Genomic DNA, 10,059 nt, shown 5'->3' with positions numbered 1-10,059 from the left:
GAAGGAAAGTATTAATATCGCGCATAAGAACGCCGGTTTGTTAGATGTGTTTGCTCGCACGAACATCATCAACCAAATCGGCGTTCTTGTTTCTATGTTTCCCGGGATTCCGTGAAGAACCTTTTTTATGGCCAACGCTTCAATCAATTAAAAATGCGGGCGATGAACGGTCTGAAACCATCAGGCGTGTGAAAGAACCCAGCAACAACAATGCGTCCGTCACGCTGAAGCGCAATGGCTGTGGCGATATCAATGCTGGGCCCTACTTTGATACGCAGGATGCCATTTTCTTCACCGAAACTGTCATCCGACTTTCCATCGGGCCGGTAGCGTCCAATCAAAACGTCAGCCTCTTCACCGCCCAAAGTATTACCTGCTACCAGAATGTTTCTGTCGGCATCGGTAGTTGTATCCTTCCATTGTGAGCCGTAGGCGTTTTGATCAATTGGCGTGATTTTCGTTTTACCTTCGTTGAAGGCCGGATTGTGGCTACCGTCAGGGCTCAAGTTCTGGATGAGTCCCGCCATCGGCGTTTCGAGTGTCGAACCTACTCCCGTGACATTCCCATTCTGTAGGGCCACCGACAAAATTTGAGTTGGCGGGTTGAAGCTCTTTTCCAGAACAAATCCTGAGTTACCAAAAGCTTCGTCGGAATTTCCGTCAGTTAAAAAGCGGGAGGTCAATGCAACGGAGCGCCCATCCACGTAAGCCGTCCCTGCAAAAATGAATTTGCCATCTGGTTGGATCAGGTGTGTGTTGATATTCGTCGAATACTCGGGGTGTCGAACGATGGTGTATCCATGACCATTGTTAAAACTTGTATCAAGAGTGCTATCTGAATGATGTTTGCTCAAAACTCCCACTGACCGATCGAAGCTGTATTGGTGTTTGCTCACCAGCCAGAAACTACCGTCTTGCATGATGGTAGAGCTGACACCGCTGGAGACATTTCCTTCATTTTTCACGGTATTGGGGGTGCCAGGAGGTGGCCCGTCCAGAGGCAATCGAATGACTGCCGTGCCTCCGTAACCAAAAGTCGTGTCCAGTTTTCCGTCTGGGTAATAGCGAGCGGCCGCAGGCAGACTTGGGCTGTGCTCAGTTTCTTCGAAGATGCCGGTTACCAGAATCCGTCCATCCGACAGCACCGAAGCACTGCCCGCTGACGAGAGAACCCCGTTTTCGAACACCCCCGTGACAACGCCATTTTTACCAAAGCCTGTGTGCGGTGAGCCGTCCGGGTTCAGGCAGATGATGGCGTATTTCCAGCCAAATCTGCCGGTAACCAGGAACTTGCCTTCTGGTGTAATGGTGAGTCCAGAAATGAAGCCGTTAGGATCGTCGGGGTTGGTAGGTAGCGCAATCCCTTTATTGCCAAAAGTCGGGTCGAGACTGCCTGGTTTGAGAATGGATGAAGACATGCTGAAACTCCTGTAATTGGAAAGTTTCCCTCCGCCAACTACGGAGTCGCTGAGTCCTACTACTGAAGCGGGGGTTGTCGAGTAATGATTGCATTCAAAGTGCCCGTCAACTGTCATAACTGACAGTTGACGGGAGCTAAAAAACTCCATCGATTTTTTCAGTTTGTCGTGCGATTCCGGTAGCTGTCGAGTGCTGAGACATCACTCAATGGCCTGGCCAATAAATTACTGAGTGACTGGTCAAACTTTTGCAGCGCCCTAACTTGTACGTTCTGCTGTTCATTAATATCCGCGACGATATCTTCCGAGCGTTTGTAATCCGCCCATAGCGGACTCAAACTTCTGGCGTCCGTTCCTTTGGCCGTCCCGATGTAGTTGAACTTCCCGTCATAAAAATCCGCACTGACATCCGCTCTGACGTCCGAACTGCGCGAAGTAATCAACTGGCTGTGAGTGTCGACGATCGCCACCACGTCCGGGTTGGCCGCCCGCAGGCTCTGCATGTCCGGGTACACCGTGACCGAGCCGAACTGGCGTTGCAGCGAGGCTTTGACCCAATCCACCGCCATGTCCGGTTTCGAGGTGGCGACGTAAGCGTCGTGGATCGGCCGCACCAGCAAACTCTGGCCGAAACCGGTGCCGGCGTTGGCCTGGTAGTTGCGCAAATAGTCACGATTGGCCTGGGTGCTTGGGCTGTAGATGACACCCAGCGAGACACCGGGACCGCTTTTGACCTGGGTGGCGCTGCTGCGTCCCACCGGTTGGGTGAACAGCGTATCGAGGGAGGAAACCGCTTTCGGAGCGGTGGGAACAGAACAGGCTGACAAGGCTAAAACCGATATCGCCAAACTACTGGCAAATGCAAGTTTCATGGTGAGTCTCCCGTGAAGCAACTTCAGTCGGAAAGTCAGGCATGTCGGGGTTGATTAAATAGAACCGGCGACAGCCGCCTCAGACTACTCCCGCCCAACTGAAAACAACCTGACAATTTGCTGAATGACTGTCATGTAATAGTTTTATTGGCTGTAAGCATTTTGGATTAATTGCCGCGAGAAATAAAAACGCGCCAATCAATGTTTTGCGCCTTTCATTTATGGCTGGTTAAACAGCCATCAGTTTTTCAATGGGGTCAATACTTGCTCGTCGGGCGACAGCACCATGAACACCAGCAACTTGGCTGGCTTGCTCTGGCTGGCGTTTTTCGACACCAAATGTTCTGAACCGGCCGGTTCGTACCAATACTGGCCCTTCTTGTAGGTGACCGGTTGCTCGCCCTTGACCTGGGAAACGATCTCGCCTTCGAGCACGTACGCCATCGCGGTGCCGTCGTGTTTGTGGGCGATGGAGGACTGGCCGGGCTTGTAGTCAACTTCGATCATCAGGGCTTTTTTGCCGGGGACGTTTTTCAACATCTGGTCTTGCAGGACCGAGATTTTCTCGGATGCGTCGTGGGCCATGGCGGCGGCAGAAACAGACAGGGCGAGAGAGGCTGCGAAAATGTGCAGGCGTTTCATGGCGGGTTACCTGTGAAGTGGGGGAGTCGGTCTTCACAGTAGTCCGCGAAGTGATGCATTCAAACGGCCAATATTCGGGAAGATCGGGTGACCAATCCTCGATGTTTCAGCGCTTCCAAATACGCCATCGCTGGCAAGCCAGGCTCCTAAAAGGTTTTGTGTCGGTCACAAATCATATGAACGAAAACAGGACCTGTGGGAGCCTGGCTTGCCAGCGATGGCGTCAGTCAGTCAAACGATCGGAAAACTGTTGAAATCCACGCTATTGGCCAGCCGGCTGTCGATCAGGTCGATGAAACCCTGGGCTTCCGGGCGATTGAAATGCGCCTGCATCGCCGCTTCCGACTGCCAGCGGGCGCTGACGGTCCAGCGGTGGCTGTCCTCGGGGCAACGGTCGACCATGTAGGAATCGCAGCCCGGCGTTTCGCGCAGGGTTTCGACGATCTTCTGCAACTGCCTGCCCAGCTCCTCCGATCGGCCGGCGGCAGCCTGCACCTGTACGGTGTTGATCACTTCGTTGGACATTGCTCACACTCCTGAATCAGGCCGGACGAATCCTGCTCATTGAGGGATAACGCTCGTGCAGGATAGGCCTGCACCCCCGGATCACCAATAACCAATCGGCGGTTAATCGTTTAGGCCAATCTACCCAACGACCTGTTGCAGAATGTCGCGCAGACGGTCGAGGGCAATGTCGATGTCCAGCGTCTCGATGGCGCCGAAACCGAAATACATGCCGCTTCGTGCAGGCTGCTGGTAATAGAAGCCATCGATGGCGTACAGACCGACTTCGACCTTTTTCGCCAGTTCGATCACCAGCGGCAAGTCGATCGGCACTTTGCAGAACACCGCCATGTGAAACCCCGCGCTGGGCGGTACGGCTTGCAGCCATGGCGACAGGTCGGTGGCCATGCGCGCCAGGATCCGCTCGCGGCGCTGGGCGTAAATGGTGTGGCAGCGGCGAATGTGCTTGAGCAGACAGCCTTCGGCGATGAACTTGGCCAGCGCCCATTGCGGCAGGGTGGAGGCGTGCAGGTCGGTGAGCTGCTTGGCGCGGATCACCGCTTCGAGAATCGCCGGTGGCAGGATCGCGTAGCCGAGGCGCAGCTCCGGCAGCAGGGTTTTCGAGAAGGTGCCGACGTAGGCGACGATGCCGCGCTGGTCGAGGTTGTGCAGCGAATCGGTTGGCCGGCCCTCGTAGCGGAATTCGCTGTCATAGTCGTCCTCGATGATGATCGCGCCGAGTTCATAAGCCCGTTCGAGCAGGGCTTCGCGCCGCGCCTGACTCATCGGCATGCCCAGCGGAAACTGGTGCGACGGCGTCACGTAGATCAGCCGCGTGCCCTCGGGAATCCGCTCGACCTGAATGCCTTCGGCATCCACCGGCACGCCGACCACCGTCGCCCCATGAGTGCCGAACAGCAGCCGCGCCGGCGGGTAGCCGGGATCTTCCATCGCCACCAGACTGCCGGGGCGGATCAATACGCGGGTGATCAGGTCCAGCGCCTGCTGCGCGCCGTTGCACACCACGATGTCCTCGTCCTGGCAGTTCACGCCACGGGAAAACGCGATGTGCCGGGCAATCGCATTGCGCAGCGCCGGCAGGCCCTCCGGCACGCTGTAGAAACCTTTGGCATTGGCCATCTGCCGCAGCGCATGAGCGACGCAGCGACGCCAGTCATCCTGGGGAAACTGGCCCTTGCTGGTGGCGCCGCCGATGAAGTCGTAGCGCAGCGAGCCTTCAAGCGTCGGATGACGCAGGAACACCGGCAGATTGCGCCAGCTCTCGATCACCTCGGCGCTCGCCAGGTCACTGTGGTTTTGCTTGCGCTCGATGGTCGCCGGGCGCGCGTTGACGTAAGTGCCTTTGCCGATCACCCCGGTGAGGAAGTTCTCATAGGTCAATTGCGCGTAGGTGTCGGAAATGGTCTTGCGCGAGATCCCCAGTTGCTCGGCGAGCAAACGGCTGGGCGGCAACTGGGTGCCAGCGGCCAGACGCCCGGACTCAATGGCGCCGCGCAGTTGCTGGTACAACTGACCGGCCAGATCCTTGCGGCCATTGATCACGACATGCAGTTCCATACCGACGGGGCGCTCCGGGCGATTGAGTGTGCCGGCCAGATTACTCCCGTTTGTTTACGCGGCAGTAGTTGCGTAGAGCAAAAATCTCGAATTGGTCACTTGCCCTTGTGGGAGCGGGCTTGGCTCAGGGAAATGGTCTGCCATTTTTTCGTGGAATTGGGGCTGTAACGTTGCCCAACCAGCGCCTACCGTGAAATCACTCTTCTGCTGCCCGAGGCCCGCCCATGTCCCCGCGTCTGGATTACTACAGCGCATCGCCCAAAGCCATGAAAGCGATGATTGGCCTGGAAGCGCTGACCAGCAACCTGAGCATCGAACCGCCATTGCTGCACCTGATCAAGATCCGCGCCTCGCAACTCAACGGCTGCGCGTTCTGCACCGACATGCACTCGGTGGAGGCGCGGCGGACGGGAGAGAAGGATCGGCGCCTTTATGCCATCGCGGTCTGGCGCGACAGCAGCTTCTTCAGCCTGCGTGAGCGGGCCGCACTGGCGTGGACCGAGGCGGTGACGCTGCTGGCGGAAAGTCATGTGCCGGACGACGTCTATGAGCAGGCGCGGACGCAGTTCAACGAAGGCGAACTGGTGGACCTGACCATGGCCGTCAGCACCATCAACAGCTGGAACCGGTTGGCGGTGAGCTTCCGCCAGATTCCCAGTGACTGAACTCCAGACCTCGATCGTTCCCATGCTCCGCGTGGGAATGCCTCTAGGGACGCTCCGCGTCCAGTGACGCAGAGCGTCACGGCTGCATTCCCACGCAGGAGCGTGGGAACGATCAGGTAAAAGCTAGTTCGGCGGGCGCTGTGGTTTCACCGACGTGCCAAAGGTGTTGCCCATCCGCGTAGCCGTGGCCGCCGGCGTCGCCAGCCCCACCTGATTCGGCGGCCGCTTGTTGACCGGCACATTCATCGCTTCCTGATTCTTCTGCGCAGCCGCCGCGCCGTCGGGGTTGTTGCCCATCTGCTGGCTTAGGCAATCGTAATTCGGCGCCTTGTAACCTCCCACCGTCACTTCAACGCAGCCCAGCGGCTCCTCCGCGTATGCACCGCCCAACACCGCCAGCCACATCCCGCCGAGGGCGACTTTCCAGACTGATTTCATGCCTGCCTCCTGGCCGGCCCGAAGGGGCCGCTCTAGCACAAGAGTCTAGTGCAACGGCGGCGCCGATCCCGTGATGGTTTTTTTGCAGTGGCCGTCACACCAGATTCATAAACAGCCCTCAGGATGACGGTTTTCAGGGGTGCATCAGCCGTGCAGCGAGGCCGTGCCAGGGACGAATTTGCGCGCTCAGCGCTCGTGCGCCAGCTCTGTCTGGGGCTGCTGCTTGGCTTGTTTCTGGGCCGCGCCAGCGCCGACCCGCTGCCGGCGACGATGCGCATGACGCTGCACATCCCGGCCCAGGAGCTGGCCCGCGCCCTCGAACAGTTCAGCCGCGCCACCGGCATGGCGGTGCTGGTCGACAGCCAGTTGAGTCGCGGTCGTCGCTCGTTGGCAGTGGAGGGCGAATTCACCGCCGCCGAAGCGTTGCGCCGGATGCTCGGTGGCAGTGGGTTGATGGCCAAGTACAGCCGCGACGACGCGTTCACCTTGCAGGTGGCGCAAGTCGAGGACGTACCAATGCCGGCGGAGAAACCGACCCCCGCCAGCGCAGCCGTCAACCGCAATTACGCCACAGCGGTGCAGGCCGCGATTGAACGCAACCTGTGCCGTTCGCCGCTGACCCGGCCCGGCAGTTTTCGCGCGGTGTTGCAATTGTGGATCGGCCGCGACGGTGTGGTGCAGCACAACCGGTTGGTTACCACCACCGGCGATGTTCGGCGCGATGCCGCGCTGGTAGACAGTTTTCACACGCTCAGGATCGACCGGCCCACACCCGGCGCATTGCGCCAGCCAGTCACGTTGCTGTTGTTACCCGAATCGTCAGGAAAGCGCATGGAATGCACACAATGGGAAGGAGTTTCCGGGGGATGAAAGACGCCGGACAAAGTTCGATGGTCCAGCTGTTCCTGACGTCCTACGAGGACTTTCGGGTGCGCCTGCGACGCCGTCTCGGCTCGGAGGACCTGGCCAACGACGTGCTGCACGAAACCTACCTGCGGGTCGACCGCATGGAAGCGCCGCCGAACCTGCTGCGGCCCAACGCCTACCTCTATCGCATGGCCCTGAACATCGCCGCCGACCGCCGCCAGGCCGATGCGCGATTGCTCACCGGCAGCGAAGTCGAAGAACTGCTGCAAGTCAGCGACGAAGCGCTGGACCCGATGCGCGTGGTCGGCGGCCAAAAGGAAATCCAGTCCCTGCTCAGCGCCCTCTACGAACTGCCGGCCCGGCGCCGCCGGATCTTCATCGCCGCACGCCTGGAAGAAGCGCCGCACCTGGAAATCTCCCAGCGTTTCGGCATCTCTACGCGCATGGTCGAGAAGGAAATCAAGGCGGCCCTCGGGCACTGCGCGGCCAAACTGGAAAGAAAAGTGTTTCAGCGGTTCGGTCGCGGGGCCGGAAAACCGTCTAGTGAATGAAGCTCCCGATCAACCCGTCGAGTACCTGCGCGTTTGAACATCTTCCGTCTGACACCTGCCGAGCCCGCGCCTGCCGAGCGTCTGCAAAGCGAAGCCCGCGACTGGCTGATCCTGCTGACCTCCGGCCGCGCCACGGTCGCCGACGCCCGAGCGCTGCGCCAGTGGTGCGCGCAAAGCCCCGAACACGCCCGCGCCTTTGAAGAGTGCAAGGCGTTGTGGCACCTGCTGCAACCGGCAGCCGAAGCGACGCAGGCGTCACGCCGGTTTGGACGACGGGCGTTTCTCGGCGGCGCGATTGCGGCGTCAGCGGCGTTTCTGTTGGTGCGCGGCACGATACCGGGCGGGTTCTCCGGGCTCGGCGCCGATTACATCACCGAAGTCGGCCAGCAACGCCGGGTCGAACCGGCCGATGGCCTGAGCCTGGAACTGAACACCCAGACCCGCATCAACCAGCGTTCGGTGGATGAGGGCGTGCAAGGCTTTGAACTGGTCAGCGGCGAAGTCGAAGTGCAGACCGCACGGCTGCCCATGGCGATGCAGGCCGGTGGCGGTTGGCTGCGGGCGAGCAGGGCGCGGTTCAACCTGCGCAACCTCGATCAACAGGTGTGCGTGACGTGCCTTGATGGTGCGGTGGATGTGGAAGTCGAAGGCCGCAGCTTGCGCCTGGAACCAGGCCAGCAACTGACCTATGACGCAAAACAGGTCGGCACCGTGCAAAGCGTCGACACCGCGGCGGTGATGAACTGGCGTCAGCAGGTGCTGGTGTTCAACGGCGCGACCCTCAGCCAGATGATCGACGAGATCAACCGCTACCGGCCGGGGATGTTGCTGCTGCTCAACCGAGAACTCGGCCAGCGCCGCGTACAAGCACGTTTCTCCCTCGACCAACTGGCCGGTGTCGGCGCGTTGATTCGCGATGCCTACGGCGTCAAATGCACCGAGTTGCCGGGCGGCGTCGTCGTCCTCAGCTGATCACTGCAAGGGCCCCATCACCTGCCGGTACTTCTCCGGCCCTTGCGGTGTTTGCCGGGTCAACCGCACCTCCAGCCCCAACGGATCCTCCCGCCGATTCCCGCTCAACTGCCGCCACCCCTTGTCCATCTCCCAAACCCGCACCTGCAAATCACTCACCTCGCCCAACACCGCCACCCCAGCCGTCGGCGCGGGCAACGGATAGCGACTGCGCGCCGGCGCCACCGCGCGATACAACGTGTCCCCTTTGAGCCACCACCGCACCCGCTGCAACGCCCCCGGCTGATCCGCCGCGCTACGAATGATGTCCAGCCGAAACCCCTTGCTGTCACTGCTGCGCACCGTAACGGCAGGAGGGGCCGTCGCCGGTTCATCCTCGGTGCCGACCTTCTTCGGCTCCGTCAGCTCGATCCCGGCGCGCATCTCCACATCCCGCTGCATCTGATTCAGCGCCCGCAACAGGCTGTCACTCTGCTCACCACTGGCCTGCAAATGCTTGTCGGCGCGGGTGACGCTGTCCAGCCCCTTCCAGGCAATCAGGCTGACCACCGCCATCAACAGAATCGCGACCATCACCTCGATCAGCGTAAAACCTTGTTGTCTGTTCATTGCACGCTAATCCGGCCCGAAGCATCGCGCAGCACACTCAACCGATTGAGCCCGTCAGACAGCGTCAACTGCAGCGGCGGATTGATCCACTCGGCGTTCAGTACCACTTTCTGCTTCGGCTCCACCCGCACCGCAAGCTTCGGACTCTGCCAAGGACGCGGCCGCAACTGCGGGTCCTGATCGAAATGATCAAAACCCTTGCCACTGTCGCTACGCCGACTGAACCGAAACCCCTTGCCATCGCTCAACCACGCAATCGGCCGGCCATCGGCCCGAGCCTCAGCCTGGGCAATCTGCAGCAACTGCGCCACGCGCTCGGCGTCCTTGCGCAACAACTGCAACGGATCGGGCTTGATACTCAGACTGATCGCCGCACTGGCGATACCGATGATCACCAGCACCACCATCAACTCGATCAGCGTAAAACCCTGCTGCCTGCACCGGTTCATCGAATGCGCACTCCCTTGCGTCCAGCCCCGTCCCAAAAAGCCATCCTGCACGGCCAACATGTAAGGCGTGTGAAATAAAACCGTGAGAATTGCCGCGTAGTCTGGTCACCGGGACTAAAAGGAGATTCAGCCCATGAGATCCACCGCACGCTTTTCACCCCCCCAACTCATCCAGGCCGCCGCACTGCTGGCCGCCCTGATCGGCATCGCCACCTGGTCATCCCTGCTCCTGACCACCGCCGAATCCCACACCCCGGCCGCCACCCCGCAACTGCTTGCCGCACGCAGCGATAACCCGGCGTTGCAGTGGTTTTCCAACCGCACGGCACCGGTGGAGATCAAGGTCAGCGGCGTGATGGCGGGGAGTCGCGGGGCGGTGGCGATACTCAGCCTCAACGACGGACCGCCGAGGAGCTTTTTGCAGGGGGAGCGGGTGAGTCCTGGGGTGAAGTTGGTGGCGGTGGAGGGAGATGGGGTGGTGATTGAGCAGGGTG

The 10,059-nt window shown here is 60.0% G+C and carries 13 protein-coding genes; 5 read left to right on the top strand and 8 right to left on the bottom strand.

Features of this window, described 5'->3' with window-relative positions; genetic code table 11:
- Window positions 1-143: 143 nt before the first annotated feature.
- The 5 genes from L6D81_RS29085 to pdxR all read right to left on the bottom strand — a co-directional run bounded on the left by L6D81_RS29085 (window position 144) and on the right by pdxR (window position 5,014).
- Window positions 144-1,418 carry an NHL repeat-containing protein gene (locus L6D81_RS29085; protein WP_236182975.1) on the bottom strand — a complete coding sequence of 425 codons (1,275 nt, stop codon included), beginning with the start codon at window positions 1,416-1,418 and terminating at the stop codon, window positions 144-146.
- A 158-nt stretch (window positions 1,419-1,576) separates the two neighbouring features.
- A complete protein-coding gene (locus L6D81_RS29080) occupies window positions 1,577-2,290 on the bottom strand; it encodes an ATPase (RefSeq protein ID WP_236182974.1) in 714 nt (237 codons plus the stop codon).
- Between the two features lie 240 nt (window positions 2,291-2,530).
- On the bottom strand, window positions 2,531-2,932 hold the full coding sequence (locus L6D81_RS29075) for a cupin domain-containing protein (protein WP_236182973.1): 402 nt from the start codon (window positions 2,930-2,932) through the stop codon (window positions 2,531-2,533).
- A gap of 231 nt (window positions 2,933-3,163) precedes the next feature.
- Window positions 3,164-3,457: a putative quinol monooxygenase gene (locus L6D81_RS29070; protein ID WP_236182972.1), complete on the bottom strand. Its 294-nt coding sequence runs from the start codon at window positions 3,455-3,457 to the stop codon at window positions 3,164-3,166.
- Window positions 3,458-3,577: 120 nt separating this feature from the next.
- The gene (gene pdxR, locus L6D81_RS29065; protein ID WP_236182971.1) at window positions 3,578-5,014 is read right to left on the bottom strand and encodes a MocR-like pyridoxine biosynthesis transcription factor PdxR; all 1,437 of its coding nucleotides are present in this window, start codon (window positions 5,012-5,014) and stop codon (window positions 3,578-3,580) included.
- 224 nt (window positions 5,015-5,238) lie between these two features.
- Here pdxR and L6D81_RS29060 point away from each other — a divergent pair, with 224 nt between their 5' ends.
- Window positions 5,239-5,679: a carboxymuconolactone decarboxylase family protein gene (locus L6D81_RS29060; RefSeq protein WP_236182970.1), complete on the top strand. Its 441-nt coding sequence runs from the start codon at window positions 5,239-5,241 to the stop codon at window positions 5,677-5,679.
- Between the two features lie 123 nt (window positions 5,680-5,802).
- Here the strand turns inward: L6D81_RS29060 and L6D81_RS29055 are convergent, their stop codons facing one another.
- Window positions 5,803-6,117, bottom strand: coding sequence for a hypothetical protein (locus L6D81_RS29055; protein ID WP_236182969.1), 315 nt, complete (start codon window positions 6,115-6,117; stop codon window positions 5,803-5,805).
- Window positions 6,118-6,267: 150 nt separating this feature from the next.
- Between L6D81_RS29055 and L6D81_RS29050 the strand changes: the two genes are divergently transcribed.
- The 3 genes from L6D81_RS29050 to L6D81_RS29040 are packed head-to-tail and all read left to right on the top strand — an operon-like array spanning window position 6,268 to window position 8,507.
- Window positions 6,268-6,987 carry an STN domain-containing protein gene (locus L6D81_RS29050; RefSeq protein ID WP_276574273.1) on the top strand — a complete coding sequence of 240 codons (720 nt, stop codon included), beginning with the start codon at window positions 6,268-6,270 and terminating at the stop codon, window positions 6,985-6,987.
- Entirely contained in the window at window positions 6,984-7,535 is a 552-nt protein-coding gene (locus tag L6D81_RS29045) for an RNA polymerase sigma factor (protein WP_011334580.1), read from the top strand. Before L6D81_RS29050 ends, L6D81_RS29045 begins: the two co-directional genes overlap by 4 nt.
- A 33-nt stretch (window positions 7,536-7,568) precedes the next feature.
- Window positions 7,569-8,507 (top strand): FecR family protein, encoded by a 939-nt coding sequence (locus L6D81_RS29040; protein WP_236182967.1) that lies wholly within the window; start codon window positions 7,569-7,571, stop codon window positions 8,505-8,507.
- Here L6D81_RS29040 and L6D81_RS29035 read toward each other — a convergent pair whose 3' ends face one another.
- Both L6D81_RS29035 and gspH read right to left on the bottom strand, forming a co-directional pair.
- Window positions 8,508-9,116, bottom strand: a complete 609-nt coding sequence (locus L6D81_RS29035; RefSeq protein ID WP_119428046.1) for a prepilin-type N-terminal cleavage/methylation domain-containing protein — start codon at window positions 9,114-9,116, stop codon at window positions 8,508-8,510.
- Window positions 9,113-9,565: a type II secretion system minor pseudopilin GspH gene (gspH, locus tag L6D81_RS29030; protein ID WP_103387450.1), complete on the bottom strand. Its 453-nt coding sequence runs from the start codon at window positions 9,563-9,565 to the stop codon at window positions 9,113-9,115. Before gspH ends, L6D81_RS29035 begins: the two co-directional genes overlap by 4 nt.
- A gap of 133 nt (window positions 9,566-9,698) precedes the next feature.
- Between gspH and L6D81_RS29025 the strand changes: the two genes are divergently transcribed.
- Window positions 9,699-10,059 (top strand): general secretion pathway protein GspC (locus L6D81_RS29025; protein WP_236182966.1); only part of this gene is annotated, 361 nt, incomplete at its 3' end.

The organism is Pseudomonas sputi, assembly GCF_021603585.1.
Lineage (GTDB): Bacteria > Pseudomonadota > Gammaproteobacteria > Pseudomonadales > Pseudomonadaceae > Aquipseudomonas > Aquipseudomonas sputi.
This window is presented reverse-complemented; position numbering and strand designations above follow the sequence as displayed.

Excerpts from the sequence above, each read along its gene's own strand:
- L6D81_RS29080 (WP_236182974.1), bottom strand. The coding sequence starts at position 2,290 with ATGAAACTTGCATTTGCCAGTAGTTTGGCGATATCGGTTTTAGCCTTG.
- L6D81_RS29060 (WP_236182970.1), top strand. The coding sequence starts at position 5,239 with ATGTCCCCGCGTCTGGATTACTACAGCGCATCGCCCAAAGCCATGAAA.
- L6D81_RS29075 (WP_236182973.1), bottom strand. The coding sequence starts at position 2,932 with ATGAAACGCCTGCACATTTTCGCAGCCTCTCTCGCCCTGTCTGTTTCT.
- L6D81_RS29035 (WP_119428046.1), bottom strand. The coding sequence starts at position 9,116 with ATGAACAGACAACAAGGTTTTACGCTGATCGAGGTGATGGTCGCGATT.
- L6D81_RS29055 (WP_236182969.1), bottom strand. The coding sequence starts at position 6,117 with ATGAAATCAGTCTGGAAAGTCGCCCTCGGCGGGATGTGGCTGGCGGTG.
- L6D81_RS29070 (WP_236182972.1), bottom strand. The coding sequence starts at position 3,457 with ATGTCCAACGAAGTGATCAACACCGTACAGGTGCAGGCTGCCGCCGGC.
- pdxR (WP_236182971.1), bottom strand. The coding sequence starts at position 5,014 with ATGGAACTGCATGTCGTGATCAATGGCCGCAAGGATCTGGCCGGTCAG.
- L6D81_RS29045 (WP_011334580.1), top strand. The coding sequence starts at position 6,984 with ATGAAAGACGCCGGACAAAGTTCGATGGTCCAGCTGTTCCTGACGTCC.
- L6D81_RS29085 (WP_236182975.1), bottom strand. The coding sequence starts at position 1,418 with ATGTCTTCATCCATTCTCAAACCAGGCAGTCTCGACCCGACTTTTGGC.
- gspH (WP_103387450.1), bottom strand. The coding sequence starts at position 9,565 with ATGAACCGGTGCAGGCAGCAGGGTTTTACGCTGATCGAGTTGATGGTG.